The 13,192-nt window shown below is 66.0% G+C and carries 13 protein-coding genes; 5 read left to right on the forward strand and 8 right to left on the reverse strand.

Annotated features, from left to right (window positions below; translation table 11 throughout):
- Positions 1 to 3: 3 nt before the first annotated feature.
- The 3 genes from modA to ACQPYR_RS01005 are packed head-to-tail and all read left to right on the forward strand — an operon-like array spanning position 4 to position 2,641.
- Positions 4 to 783 carry a molybdate ABC transporter substrate-binding protein gene (gene modA, locus ACQPYR_RS00995; RefSeq protein ID WP_433626480.1) on the forward strand — a complete coding sequence of 260 codons (780 nt, stop codon included), beginning with the start codon at positions 4 to 6 and terminating at the stop codon, positions 781 to 783.
- The gene (gene modB / locus ACQPYR_RS01000; protein WP_433635426.1) at positions 783 to 1,595 is read left to right on the forward strand and encodes a molybdate ABC transporter permease subunit; all 813 of its coding nucleotides are present in this window, start codon (positions 783 to 785) and stop codon (positions 1,593 to 1,595) included. Before modA ends, modB begins: the two co-directional genes overlap by 1 nt.
- Entirely contained in the window at positions 1,592 to 2,641 is a 1,050-nt protein-coding gene (locus tag ACQPYR_RS01005) for an ABC transporter ATP-binding protein (RefSeq protein WP_433626482.1), read from the forward strand. Before modB ends, ACQPYR_RS01005 begins: the two co-directional genes overlap by 4 nt.
- A gap of 6 nt (positions 2,642 to 2,647) precedes the next feature.
- Here ACQPYR_RS01005 and ACQPYR_RS01010 read toward each other — a convergent pair whose 3' ends face one another.
- The 3 genes from ACQPYR_RS01010 to ACQPYR_RS01020 all read right to left on the reverse strand — a co-directional run bounded on the left by ACQPYR_RS01010 (position 2,648) and on the right by ACQPYR_RS01020 (position 5,505).
- Positions 2,648 to 3,685 carry an alpha/beta hydrolase gene (locus tag ACQPYR_RS01010; protein ID WP_433626485.1) on the reverse strand — a complete coding sequence of 346 codons (1,038 nt, stop codon included), beginning with the start codon at positions 3,683 to 3,685 and terminating at the stop codon, positions 2,648 to 2,650.
- A gap of 151 nt (positions 3,686 to 3,836) precedes the next feature.
- A complete protein-coding gene (locus tag ACQPYR_RS01015) occupies positions 3,837 to 4,481 on the reverse strand; it encodes a dihydrofolate reductase family protein (RefSeq protein ID WP_433626487.1) in 645 nt (214 codons plus the stop codon).
- 94 nt (positions 4,482 to 4,575) lie between these two features.
- Complete coding sequence (locus tag ACQPYR_RS01020; protein ID WP_433626490.1) at positions 4,576 to 5,505, reverse strand: MerR family transcriptional regulator; 930 nt, start codon at positions 5,503 to 5,505, stop codon at positions 4,576 to 4,578.
- A gap of 72 nt (positions 5,506 to 5,577) precedes the next feature.
- On the opposite strand from ACQPYR_RS01020, the gene ACQPYR_RS01025 reads away from it, so the two are divergent.
- The gene (locus ACQPYR_RS01025; RefSeq protein ID WP_433626492.1) at positions 5,578 to 6,234 is read left to right on the forward strand and encodes a maleylpyruvate isomerase family mycothiol-dependent enzyme; all 657 of its coding nucleotides are present in this window, start codon (positions 5,578 to 5,580) and stop codon (positions 6,232 to 6,234) included.
- A gap of 284 nt (positions 6,235 to 6,518) precedes the next feature.
- On the opposite strand, the gene ACQPYR_RS01030 is transcribed toward ACQPYR_RS01025, so the two are convergent.
- The 3 genes from ACQPYR_RS01030 to ACQPYR_RS01040 form a co-directional block, all read right to left on the reverse strand.
- Entirely contained in the window at positions 6,519 to 8,801 is a 2,283-nt protein-coding gene (locus ACQPYR_RS01030) for a heavy metal translocating P-type ATPase (protein WP_433626495.1), read from the reverse strand.
- 34 nt (positions 8,802 to 8,835) lie between these two features.
- Positions 8,836 to 9,741, reverse strand: coding sequence for a hypothetical protein (locus tag ACQPYR_RS01035; protein WP_433626498.1), 906 nt, complete (start codon positions 9,739 to 9,741; stop codon positions 8,836 to 8,838).
- Positions 9,742 to 9,896: 155 nt separating this feature from the next.
- Positions 9,897 to 10,652, reverse strand: coding sequence for a carboxymuconolactone decarboxylase family protein (locus tag ACQPYR_RS01040; RefSeq protein ID WP_433626501.1), 756 nt, complete (start codon positions 10,650 to 10,652; stop codon positions 9,897 to 9,899).
- A 119-nt stretch (positions 10,653 to 10,771) separates the two neighbouring features.
- Here ACQPYR_RS01040 and ACQPYR_RS01045 point away from each other — a divergent pair, with 119 nt between their 5' ends.
- Positions 10,772 to 11,329 carry a TetR/AcrR family transcriptional regulator gene (locus ACQPYR_RS01045; RefSeq protein WP_433626504.1) on the forward strand — a complete coding sequence of 186 codons (558 nt, stop codon included), beginning with the start codon at positions 10,772 to 10,774 and terminating at the stop codon, positions 11,327 to 11,329.
- Between the two features lie 238 nt (positions 11,330 to 11,567).
- Here the strand turns inward: ACQPYR_RS01045 and ACQPYR_RS01050 are convergent, their stop codons facing one another.
- Complete coding sequence (locus tag ACQPYR_RS01050) at positions 11,568 to 12,272, reverse strand: sterol desaturase family protein (protein WP_433626507.1); 705 nt, start codon at positions 12,270 to 12,272, stop codon at positions 11,568 to 11,570.
- A 109-nt stretch (positions 12,273 to 12,381) separates the two neighbouring features.
- Entirely contained in the window at positions 12,382 to 13,119 is a 738-nt protein-coding gene (locus ACQPYR_RS01055; protein ID WP_433626510.1) for a FadR/GntR family transcriptional regulator, read from the reverse strand.
- Positions 13,120 to 13,192: the final 73 nt, after the last annotated feature.

Here is a 13,192-nt window from a genome sequence, read left to right on the forward strand (position 1 = left end):
AGGATGATTCGTTCGCTGAGTGCGGTTGCTCTGACCGGAGCTGTCGCATTGACGTTGGTCGGCTGTGGGTCGGACACGTCGTCCGATCCGGCCCCCACCGACAAGATCTCCGGAACGGTGACGGTATTCGCGGCCGCATCGTTGACCGAGACGTTCACCGAGTTGGGCAAGCAGTTCGAGGCCGCCCACCCCGGCGTCAAGGTTGTCTACAGCTTCGGTGCGAGTTCGGCGCTGGCCGAGCAGATCAAGCAGGGCGCCCCGGTCGATGTGTTCGCCTCGGCTGCGCCGAAGAATATGCAGCAGGTCGTCGACGCGGGCGATATCAAGGCCACACCGGTGACGTTCGTGCGCAACCGGCTCGAAATCGCGGTCCCCAAGGGCAATCCCGGCCACGTCACCGGTCTCGCCGACTTCGGCAAGACCGAACTCAAGATCGCGCTGTGTGCTGAGCAGGTGCCCTGTGGTGCCGCGGCGAAGAGCGTGTTCGAGGTCGCCGGTGTCACCCCGCAGCCCGACACCCGTGAGGCCGACGTCAAAGCGGTACTGACGAAGGTCACCCTCGGTGAGGTGGATGCGGCGCTCGTCTACCGCACCGACGTCAAGGCCGCCGGTGACAAGGTGGAGGGCATCGACTTCCCCGAGGCGGACAAGGCGGTCAACGACTATCCTGTCGCGCCGCTGGCCACGGCCCCCAACTCCGCGGCCGCCGGGGCGTTCGTCGATTTCGTCCGGTCCGACCAAGCGCGCTCGGTGTTCACCAAGGCCGGATTCGACAACCCGTGATCCGAACGTCGGCGCGACGGCGGGCAGCGCGCGGGCGGCGACCGCTCGTTCTCGTGCTGCCCGCCGTCTGCGGTTTGGCGTTCTTGTTGTTGCCGCTGGCCGGGCTGCTGCTGCGCGCGCCGTGGCGCGGTCTGCCCGACCGGTTGTTCAGCGCCGAAGTCGGCCAGGCGCTGCGCCTTTCGCTGGTGTGCGCGAGTTCGGCGACTGTCGTCTGCCTTGTTTTCGGGATTCCCTTGGCGTGGTTGCTCGCTCGCGGTGAGATCCCTGGACTCGGGTTCGTGCGGGCGCTGGTGACGGTCCCGCTTGTGCTGCCGCCGGTGGTCGGCGGTGTCGCGTTGCTGCTGGTCTTGGGCAGGCGCGGGGTCATCGGCCGTCATTTGTATGAATGGTTCGGTGTCTCACTGCCTTTCACCACTGCCGGGGTCGTCGTTGCCGAGGCGTTCGTGGCGATGCCGTTTCTGGTGATTTCCGTCGAGGGTGCTTTGCGGGGAGCCGACCCACGCTACGAAGAAGCCGCCGCCACCTTGGGTGCGTCGCGTTGGCTGACTTTCCGGCGGGTGACCTTGCCCTCGGTGCTGCCGGGTGTGATCGCGGGTGCGGTGCTGTGCTGGGCCCGTGCACTAGGTGAGTTCGGTGCCACGATCACCTTCGCGGGCAACTTCCCGGGTAAGACGACGACCATGCCGCTGGCGGTCTACCTGGCATTGGAAACCGATCCCGAGGACGCGATCGTGCTGAGCTTGGTGCTGCTCACCGTATCGGTGGCCGTACTGGCGGCGCTGCGGGAGCGGTGGACGCGAGGAGCGCTGTGACACTCGACGCCGAAATACGCATCACCCGAGATAAATTCGAACTCGATATCGCCGTCAGCGTGGCACCCGGTGAAGTCGTCGCACTGCTGGGCCCCAACGGTGCGGGTAAAACCACCGCGCTGCGGGCGCTGGCCGGACTCACCCCACTCACCGGTGGCAGCATTCGTCTCGACGAAAACACTTGGGACGCACCGCCGAAGCTGTTCACCCCGGCCGAGCGTCGCGCGATCGGCGTCGTATTCCAGGACTACCTGCTGTTCGCGCACATGTCCGCCCAGGACAATGTCGCCTTCGGACTGCGCGCCCGCGGGCACCACCGCCGGGCCGCACGCGACCGCGCGAAGTACTGGCTCGAGCGAGTGGGCCTCGCCGAGCACCTGCACGCCGAACCGCGTGCGCTGTCGGGCGGTCAAGCTCAACGTGTCGCGCTGGCCCGCGCGCTGGCCACCGATCCGCGACTGCTGCTGCTGGATGAACCGTTGGCGGCACTCGACGCCAGCACACGTTTGCAGGTTCGCTCCGATCTCGCCCACCATCTCGCCGACTACACCGGACACACCGTGCTGGTCACCCATGACCCGCTCGATGCCATGGTGCTGGCCGACCGCCTTGTCATCGTCGAAAACGGCAGCATCATCCAGGAGGGACCGCCCAGCGAGGTCGCCCGCAGACCACGCTCGGACTATGTCGCGAACCTGGTTGGCCTCAACCTTTATCGCGGCACAGCCCACGGCAACATGATCGATCTCCACGACGGCGGCACACTCACTGTCGCCGAACCTGCCCAGGGTGCTGTACATGTCGCGTTTGCGCCGAGCGCGGTGAGTCTGCACCTCGAACAACCAACGGGCAGCCCGCGAAATACCTGGCCGGTCATCGTGGTCGGTCTCGAACAGCATGCGCACACCACCCGGATTCGCCTAGATGGCAGCCCATCCGTGCTCGCCGACGTCACCCCCGCGACCGTCGCCGATTTGCGTCTTCAGATCGGAGCGCGCATGTGGGCGGCGGTCAAGGCCACCGAAATCCACACCTACCCGGCGTGATCCAGGTCAGTAGAGATCTTTGGACAGGACCGGCCACGATTGCTTGAGGTCGTCCTGCCAGTAGCCCCAGGTGTGCGTGCCGGTGGGGGGCAGGTCGAATGTCGCCGGAATTCCCAACTGGTTCAAGCGGTTCTGGAGGTTGTGTGAGCAGGCGCTCATCGCGGCCTCGATGATGCCGCCGACGACGACGTGGTTGGCCACGCTGATCGGGTTGTACTTGTCATCGCCCATGATGAACGGGTCGCCGGGGCCGTCGTGCGCGCCGGGCAGACCGCCGCCCGCCGCAACCCAGAGGTTCGTTCCGCGCAGTTTGTCGGCGTGCAGGACCGGATCGTTCGTTTGCCAGAGCGGGTTGTCCGCGGGTCCCCACATATTGTCCGGGTTACCGCCGCCCCATGTTTCGACCGTGGTCTGCACGAACTTCTGGCCGACCGGATCGCTGGTCTGCGCGCAGCCGCTGTAGGCGGCGACATTCTGGAACAGGCCGGGCTTGGTGATCGCCAGCATCAGCACCGATGTACCGGCCATCGAGTAGCCCGCGATCGAGTTCTTGCCGTTGGTGCCGAGCGCCGCATCGATGATCGGCGGCAGCTCCTCGGTGTAGAAGGTCTGCCATTTGTTGACGCCGAGTACCGGGTCGGCCGCGCGCCAGTCGGCGAAATAGCTCCACCGGCCGCCGATCAGCTCGACGACATTGATGTTCTTGTCGCCGAGGAATTGCTTGGCGTCGGTCTTCTGGTCCCATGAGGCGTTACCGTCGACGCCACCGCCGCCGCCGTTGACCAGATACAGCGTCGGACGCGGGACCGAGTTGTCCGCGGGCAGATCCACCAGGACCGGGAACGTCCGATCCATGGCCGTGGAGTGGACCTCGAGCTGCAGCTTGCGGTCGCCGAGGCTCTCTACTTTCTCGATGTAGGAACCGTCGGGTGCCTTGGCCGAGCTGTTGATCGGTGCGGCCGAGGCCGCAGGCGACCCCAGGCTCACTCCCGTGCCGACGACCGTCACAGCGGCGGCCGCCGCAACGAGAACTCTGAATCGCATACCGCGTCTCTCCTGAAAATCGCATCCGCGCAACGTTCAAGCCCGTTTAGGTAGTCCACCAAATGGGCAATCGTTACTACCGTAGATCGAATCGGACGCCGGACGCGGCCGGAAGCCCCCAGTCCTGGGGGTGGTGTGACCGAGAGTTGTGTCACTTTCGCCAGAAGAAGTGATGTACCACGCCGCTCGGGCTCGGGATCTGTTCCAGATGGAAACGGTCGGTGAGTTCGTCGGGGCTGGTCCACAGCCTTTCGCCGCGACCGATTTCGATCGGTGCGACGGCGATGTGCATGTTGTCGATCAGGTCGGCGTCGAGGAATTCCCGGACTGTTGCGACACCGCCGCCGATTCGCACATCCTTGCCCTCGGCGGCGTCGAATGCCTGCGCCAGAGCGTCTTTCGGAGACGCGTCGAGGAAGTGGAATGTGGTTTCCCCCAGGGTGATCGAGGGGCGCACATGATGAGTGAGGACGAAAACCGGTGTGTGGAACGGGGGTTCGTCGCCCCACCAGCCTTGCCAGTCGTAGTTCTCCCATGGACCCCGCTGCGGGCCGAATTTGTTGCGCCCCATGATCTCGGCGCCGATGTTGTTGGTGAAGTCGCGGGTGCAGTAGTCGTCGAGGCCGTAGCTGCCGCCAGGATCGGTTCGGTTGGGCCAGTGGGCGGTGGCGCCTGCCCAGAACATGAGCGCGCTCGGATCGGCGTGGCCGAATGGGCGCTCGCGGGTTTGTCCCTCGCCGGCGCCGTAGCCATCGCTGGAGACGGTGAAGTTCTGAACTCGGACCAGCTGTGTCATTGGAATCCCTTCTGATTGCAATTTGCAACCGGTTCAGAATTTACCTGAACTGATCCCGGTGTGCAACCAGTTCGGGTCGAACAGTTACCGCTGGTCACGCGCGAATGTCATCGGCCATGTCGGCCCACTGTGCAAGTGCTTTGTACAGCCAATAGAGAGCAGCTCCGGCGGTGGTGGTCCCGGTGATCTCGGCGGTGAGTTTCCAGTAGCGATGGATGCGCGGGTCGTTGTCGGGTGCGTTGTCGAGGAGTCGGTGTCGCAGCCGTGGAGTGTCGCGGCCGCGTCGGGCGGTGGCATGCGCGTCGATGAACCGGTCGAGTTCTGGGCCCGGGTGCGGTTGAGTGCCGAGCGAATCCACGACCGCGCATGCTTCGGCGACCCCGGTGACCAGTGCGAGTTTGTCGTGGATTCGGGTGGGGTTCGTCCGCCAGAGCTGTCGTGACATCGCGGCGGTGCTTGCGGGATCGGTGATGAGGGTGGTGAGTTCGGCGAAGGCGACGATGTGCTCAGGGGTTGGACCGGCGGGTAGCCGTGGGACGTTCATCGCGATGAATCCGTCGAACAGTGCCGGTGGGATCGGGGCGAGCAGTGTCCGCCAGAACGTCACCAGATTGTCGTGGGCGCGGTCCCGATCTGGTACGGACGCAAGCAGTTCCAACCGTCGGGCGCGTTCGGCCGGTGGCGCATCCTCGACCGCGCGTAGCGATGCGCGCCGCCAGGACAGTACGCCGAGTTCGGTGTCGAGTGCGGCGCGTTCCGCGGCGATCGCATCGGCGATCGACAGGCTGCCGGTGAGAACCTCGATGATTGCCGGCAGGCTCAGGCCGAGCGTTCGGAGCCGACGCACCAGCAACACCTGATCGACCGTGGTCGCCGGATCGAACAATCGGTGCCCGCCGCCGCTGCGCCGCGACTCCAGCACCCCGTTGTCGCAGTAGAAGCGGAGTGTGCGGACCGGTACGCCGGTGACTCGCGACAGCTCCCCGATACTCACGAGGCCGTCGCGGTGTGTGTTCTCGGTCACATTCGCTGGAACCTCCACCTCGGTGGAGTTCCTACCCTACTGGAACACCCACCGGGACAAGGAGATACGCGGATGGCCGAGGACACCATGATGAGCACCGACCAGATCTGGCGGGCTGTCGCCGCCGAGCGAGCCAGTCTGGTCGAGCTATTGGAGCCGCTGTCGGAAGCCGACTGGGACCATCCTTCACTGTGCGATGGCTGGCGGGTCCGCGACGTCATCGCGCACGTCGTGCTGTCGGCCCGCGCCTCCATCGGTTGGATTCTGATCAATGTGATCCGCGCCCGCGGCAGCCTGGACCGGGCGATCCGCGATACCGCCATTCGTCACGCGGACCACATCACGACCCAGCAGCTGCTCGGCGAGTTGCGTGACAGCATCGACGCACGGGTCACAGCGGTCGGCACCACACCGGCCGATCGCCTGATGGACCTACTGGTGCACGGCCAAGACATCGCGGTCCCGCTCGGCATCACCCGGGAAATGCCGGTCGCCGCCGCACGAGCGGCCATCCGCCGAATCTGGACAATGGGCGCCCCATTCAACGCCCGCAAGAAATTCACCGGCTACCGCCTCGCCGCAACCGACACCGACTGGTCCGCAGGCGACGGATCCACCATCACCGGCCCGGTCGCCGCCCTGCTCCTGATCGTGACCGGTCGCGAGCACGCATGGGATCAGCTCACCGGTGCAGGCGCAGCGCTATTTCCGCAACGTGACCGACGGTAGAACGCGAAATTTCTTGCTGGGAATTGACTGGCAATGTCGCGAGAGGTTGCCGAGAGTATCGCGCAGCTGATTGTGGACGCCTTTGGGCCGCAGTAGTTTTCGATTGCTGATCGTTGCTCTACGAAAGGTCGAACCGATGATTCTGCTTTCCCTCTTGGGTATGACCGGAAGTGCCGCTGCCGCATGGGCCACCGGAAGTGCCGCGATGGGTCTGGGAAATAGCGGCATTCTGCAGTGAGCCATGGGATCGGGCGGGACGGCATGGACGTCGTCCCGCCCGATTCCTATCGAGCGGTGGAGCGGAAGCCGCGCAGGCGCAGACTGTTGCTGACCACGAAGACCGAGGAGAACGCCATCGCGGCGCCGGCGAGCATCGGGTTCAGCAGTCCGGCCATGGCGAGCGGAATCGCCGCGACGTTGTAGGCGAAGGCCCAGAACAGATTTCCCTTGATGGTGCCGAGGGTCCTGCGAGACAGCCGGATCGCATCGGCGGCCGCGCGCAGGTCACCACGGACCAGGGTCAGGTCGCTGGCCTCGATGGCGACATCGGTTCCGGTGCCCATCGCCAGGCCGAGGTCGGCCTGAGCCAGAGCCGCGGCATCATTGACGCCGTCGCCGACCATCGCCACCACCTTGCCCTCGGCCTGCAGCCGCTTGACGGTGTCGACCTTGTCGGCGGGCAGCACCTCCGCGATCACCGCATCGATACCGACCTGTGCCGCAATGGCTTTCGCTGCGGCGGTGTTATCGCCGGTCAGCATGATCGGGGTGAGACCGAGTGCCTTCAGCTGCGAGATCGCCTCGGCGGAAGTGGGTTTCACCGCATCCGCGACCACGAGCACGCCGCGGGCCTTACCGTCCCAGCCCACCGCGACGGCGGTCCTGCCATCGGTTTCGGCAGTGTGCATGGCCTGCTCGAGGTCGGCGTCCAACTGCTGCGACCAGTCCGTGAGCAGCCTTGCGCGCCCGACGATCACCGCATGGCCGTCCACCACGCCTTGCACGCCGAGGCCCTCGATATTCGCGAAATCCTCGACCTGCCGCAGCGCACCGACCTTATCCCGGGCACCCTTGGCGATCGCCTGGGCGATCGGGTGCTCCGACGAATCCTCCAGCGCCCCGGCCAGCGCCAGCACCTCGGCGGTGTCCTCACCTTCGGCGGCAATGACATCCAGCAGGGTCATCTTGCCGGTGGTGACGGTGCCGGTCTTGTCGAGCACCACGGTATCCACCCGACGGGTCGACTCGAGCACTTCCGGACCCTTGATCAGAATGCCGAGCTGCGCACCGCGACCGGTGCCGACCAGCAGCGCCGTCGGCGTGGCCAGCCCGAGGGCACACGGGCAGGCGATGATCAGGACCGCGACCGCGGCAGTGAAGGCCGCGGCGACCGAACCGCCGGTGCCCAACCAGAATCCGAGCGTCGCGACCGACAGCGCGATCACGATCGGCACGAAAATCCCGGAGATCCGGTCCGCCAACCGCTGCGCTTGCGCCTTACCGGTTTGCGCGTCCTCGACCAGTTTCGCCATCTGGGCAAGCTGGGTGTCGGCGCCGATGCGATTGGCGCGCACCACGATCCGGCCGCCCACATTGACCGTCGCACCGACCACCGCATCCTCGGGACCGACCTCCACCGGCACCGATTCACCGGTGAGCATCGAGGCGTCGACCGCCGAGGAACCCTCGACGACCACGCCGTCGGTGGCGATCTTCTCACCGGGCCGCACCACGAAGGTGTCGCCAACGCTCAACTGCTCGACCGGAATTCGCTGCTCTACTGCGCCTACCCACCCCGCCGACTCCGTCGGCTGCCGTCCCCCTGCACCGCGCAGCACCGAGACTTCCTTCGCACCGAGCTCCAGCAGTGCCCGCAGTGCCGCCCCGGCCCGCCGCTTGGAGCGCGCTTCGAAGTAGCGTCCGGCGAGGATGAAGGTGGTGACGCCCGCCGCGGCCTCGAGGTAGATGCTGCCGGTGCCGTCCATCCGCGAAATGGTCAACTCGAACGGATGCTTCATGCCGGGCATCCCGGCCGTGCCCCAGAACAGGGCATACAGCGACCAGCCGAATGCCGCGAGCGTGCCCATCGACACCAGGGTGTCCATGGTGGCGGTGCCGTGCCGCAGGTTTGCCCACGCGGCGCGGTGGAAGGGCAGTGCGCCCCACAGCACGACCGGCGCGGCCAGCGTCAGCGAAAGCCACTGCCAATTGTCGAACTGGAGTGCGGGCACCATCGCCAGCGCGATGACCGGAACCGTCAGCACCAGCGAAACCAGCAGTCGGGCCCGCAGCGCCGCTGTCGGATCCTGTTCCGCGGCCGTTTCCGCGGGCTCCTCGATCGGCAGCGCGGCGGTATAACCGGCCTGTTCGACGGTGGCGATCAACTGCTCATGTGAGATATCACCGCTGAAGTCGACCCGCGCCTTCTCCGTCGCATAGTTGACCGTCGCGGTGACGCCGTCGAGCCTGTTCAGCTTCTTCTCGATGCGATTGGCGCAGGACGCGCAGGTCATGCCGCCGATCACCAATTCGACCTGTCCGGCGGATGGTTGTGTCGCGGTGGTCATCGTGTGCTCCGTTCTGTGCGACTCAGGGTAGTGATCAGTGGCCGTGTCCGGCAGGTTCGGCTGCCGGGATGGGTGCGGGACCGGCAACCGAGACGGTGAATTCGGCGGTGCGAACCACGCCTTCGTGCTGGAAATCCAGGAAGAGTCGGTAGTCGCCCGTGCTCGGCGCATCGACATAGAAGGTAATGCCTGGTCCGGCCGGGGTCACACCGTCGCCGGGGCTGCCCTCCGGGTGGACGTGCAGGTAGGCGAGGTCGGCGGCGCGTAATGCCACGAGGTGACCATAGGCCCCCAGGTAGGGCTGCAGATCGGTGACCGGTTTGCCATTGCGGCTGACCGAGACCACGACCTTCGAGGCCTGGCCCGGCGTGACCGTGCCGTTCAGCGCGACCGTGTACTCGCCGACCTGCGCGGTAGTCGACGGCGCGGGCAGTGCCTGCGCGTCGTAGTTGCCCGCGACCCGCAGATCGGCGCCCAGCGTCAGATTCTTACCGCCATCGGGTGTGAAGTCGGCGAAGACCCGGTAGTCACCGGCGCGGGTGAGATCCAGCGGGACGCTCCAGGCTCCGGCCTGGTCGAGTACCGGATGCACGTGCTGGAAGGCGGCCATATCGCGGCGGACCACGATGAGGTGCAGATCCTTGTCGTGGCTGCGCACATAGCTGGTGACGGGTGCGCCGTCGCGATTCAGGATGCGAAACCGCAGCGCAACATTCGCCGCCGCGGTGGTCTGCGGGGTGTCCAAGCGCAGGGTGTAGCCGTTTTCGCTGGCCATGAGTCCCGCGGGCAGCTCCTCGGACTCGCTCATGGCCTCGTGCCCCTTCGAGTCGTGCGCGGACTCGGTGGGTTCCGGCCCGAGCGTGGCACCGACGGCCAGTGCGATCCCGAAGACCGCCGCGAGACCGAGGGTGAAGCCGGTGAACTTGCTTGCTGCGTTCATCAGGGGGCTCCGTTCGGATCATTCGGCGGACCGTCCCGTCGAACTCGGCTCTACCATACCCCCCTAGGGTACATTGTCAGCATGGTACGGGGTGAGGGTATGCAGACGAGAGCCCGGCTCGGTACTGGACCGGGCCGGGCTCTCGACTGCGATGCTCAGGCTCCGGGGCGGTAAGTGACCAGCGCCACCGCGGGCGCCGAAACCACCTGCACCTCGGCCGACTCCGCAATCTTGATGTGCAGGAATCCACCCTCGATCGACACTTCGACGTCATCGATCGTCCGAACCGGCTGTCCATCCCGGTCGAGCAGTGAATATCCGTCGACCAGGGCGACTTTGGTGGCCTTACGCCATTTCGCGTTCATCGCGCTGCCTTTCGTGGGTTCGGCGGGAGGAAAGTCCAGCTCCGGCTGGGCGACGTGATTGAAGTAGTTCGACAGGACGTTCAGCGCGATATGACCGACCACTTCGCTCAACTCGGCATCGCTCACGCCACGCTCACGGGCCGAGTCGATGACGCGATCGTCGACCCGGCCGCGCGATCGCAGCACCTCGCGCGCGACCTGCAGTACCGCATCCGCGTGCGGATCATCGGCGTGCGCCGCGCGGGTGGCCGCGATGGCCTCCTCGGTGAAACCCATCCGCCCCGCTCGCATGCTGTGCGCGGCGACGCAGTAGTCGCAACCGTTTTCGCTCGCGACGAGCAGGGCCAGCTGTTCGCGGATGCGGGCCGAGAGCTTGCCGCGGGTGAGTGCGTCGCGCATGTTCAGGTATCCGCGCAGTGTCGCGGGGCTGTTCGCCATGGCAGCGTAGAGATTCGGAACCCGGCCCAGTTGGCGCTGCACCTCGGTGAGCAGGTCGGCCTGCTCGGCGTCGGCGATTTCGGTCGATACAAGCGGTAGCCGAGACATCGTGACTCCAAACTCGAACGTGATGGTACTGATCGGTACCGAATCGAGACGGTACTGATCGGTACCGAATGTGTCAAGTCAGATGGTACCGATCGGTGCCGTCCTGGTATGGTGATGCCATGGCAACACAGGCCAAGCAGCGACTACTCACCACGGCCGAGGAACTTTTCTATGCCGAGGGCATCAGGGCGGTCGGTGTCGATCGCCTGCTGCAGGAGTCCGGCGTCGGCCGCGCCTCCTTCTATCGCCACTTCGCGAGCAAAGACGACTTGGTCGTCGCCGTACTCGAGGACCGGGATCGGCGCTGGTTGGCGTGGTTACGGGAATCCGTCGAAGCGAAGGCCGGCGATCCGGCGGACCGCCCGCTCGCGGTCTTCGAAGCACTCTCGGAACGCTTCGCTCGCAACGACTTCCGCGGCTGCGCCTTCATCAACACCATGGTCGAGGTAGCCGATCCGGACTCGGCCGCCCATCATGCGGCCGATCGGCACAAGCGGAGCGTGATCGACTATCTCGCCGAATTACTGGCCGCCGCAGGCCGCTCCGACGCGCCCGAACTGGCGGCCGAGTTCGCTCTCCTCGTCGATGGCGCAATCGTCACGTCTGTTCGCGAGGCGACCCCGGCTGCCGCCGACCGCGCCCGAGCCATTGCCCAACGTTTGCTCGCGGCGAGCTGAGACTGTCGGTGGGTAGCGATCCCGCCCGACTGTGTATCGACGCCGATTCAATTGGTGTGCACCATGATCCGCCCGCCGGCAGGGCCGGTCCTGCCGACCACCGCACGATTTCCTGGGGACGGCGTGCCTGGGCGCCGCCGCCCACCTCGGCCATCTCGCCCAGCGCAGGGTGGCCCCGGACGGTGACTGAGTGCGAGTGGTGAAGGCTGGAAGCGCCGCGCTCACGGTAGTGCGAGCTTCAGGCCGAGTGCAGGTGGCGGGCTGTCGGGGAGGTTTCCGTGGTCGCCGGATCGGGATAGGTGCCGAGTAGACGGTCGGCGGTGCCAGAGGTCGTCACGGTGAACCAGTAGTGCTCGTTCTTGTAGTGGTGATGACGATGGTTGCGCCAAACCGCCCGGTAGAGCGAGCCTTTCGGCTTGTAGTCGGTGTGGATCAGATAGTGGGTCCACTCGTAGCCGAGGCCTAGTGCGGTGATCATCAGCAGGAAGGTCAGGCCGAGGGCGAGCCGGGGGAAGGCCAGGGTCGCGATCGCGATCAGGACGACCACCAGTACCGAAAGCGTTTTGGTCGGGATGAAGATCAGCGGGATATCGCGCGGATCCACATGGTGCTCGCGGTGTTTGCGGGCCAGTTCGCTATCGATCGGGATCGGGCCGAGTTGCCGCGGCCGCCAATGCAACACCGTGACGTGCACGATCCATTCGAAGACCGGGAAGACCGCGAGCATGACCGCGGGCACCAGCGCATCGGTCGATTGCCAGTCGCCCACAATGATTCGGGCGACCAGCGCTGCCACCAGGGTGGTGCCGATCAGCCATGGCGACGGGTGCCGGATGAATTCGCGGAAAGCGGCGGCGAGGGTGAGGCCGCGGCGCAGGGGCCGCTCGTCCTGACGCACGCGCGCCGTGGCCGAATCCTTGCTGGATGGTTGTGGTTTCGTCATGGTCTTTCCTCGATGGAGCCAGTCGGTGCCATCCATTCGGTGGCGACCGAGCGATATTTCGAACCGTCGCGGTGATCCGGATTGCCGATGCCGGATCGCGTATTCGCCGTCAGCGTTCGATGTTTTCGGTGCCCTCCAATACTTCGATCAGGGCCGCGGTCGCCGGTTCGAGCAGCGCCCGAGCGGTGCTCGAGGCCTGTTCCGGCGTACCGGCCTCGATGGCGGCGGCCAGGTTTCGATAGGCCTCGACATTGCCCACCTCGGCGGACATGATCGGGGCCAGTGCCGCGAGCGCGGGTTCATAGGCGGCGCGCAACATGTTGAACATCAGCCGGAAAACTATGGAGTCGGCGGCGTCGACGACGTGATCCCAGAACTCCATCGCATGGCGCTGCTGTGCGATCGGATCCTGTTCGGCGGCAAGCGCTTCGACCGTGCGATCCAGGGCAGCGCGCACGCCGGCCGATTCGGTTTTGCCGAGCCGGATCGCCGCGAGTTCGGCCACCTTCGGTCCGTTGTGCAGCCGCGCTTCCAGGATGCTGCGCGCGACCTTCGGTTCCAGCTCACCGGCCTGAACCAGCAGTCGCGGCAGCACCTCCAGCCCGGCCCCGCGCCGGTAGTCCAGCACGGTGGTCGCATCTCCCTGCCGCACCACAACCAGTCCGGCCGCCGCCAACCGCTGCAGCGCCTCGCGCACCGCGGGCCGCGAAACTCCCAACGCCTCCGCCAACTGCCGCTCGCTGGGCAGCGTCGCGCCGGGCGCCAACTCCCCACTGAGCACATCCGCCGCGATCTGCTCGAATACATCGCCCGATACCGACCGCTTGACCACAGGTTGCAACGCCATACCCCCACTCTGCGCTTAAAAGGTCAGGAGGTCAAGTGGTCAGACCAGTTGATCGCTCGGTTGGCACCTTGGG

This window comes from Nocardia sp. CA-120079 (assembly GCF_050955745.1).
In the GTDB taxonomy this organism is placed as follows: domain Bacteria; phylum Actinomycetota; class Actinomycetes; order Mycobacteriales; family Mycobacteriaceae; genus Nocardia.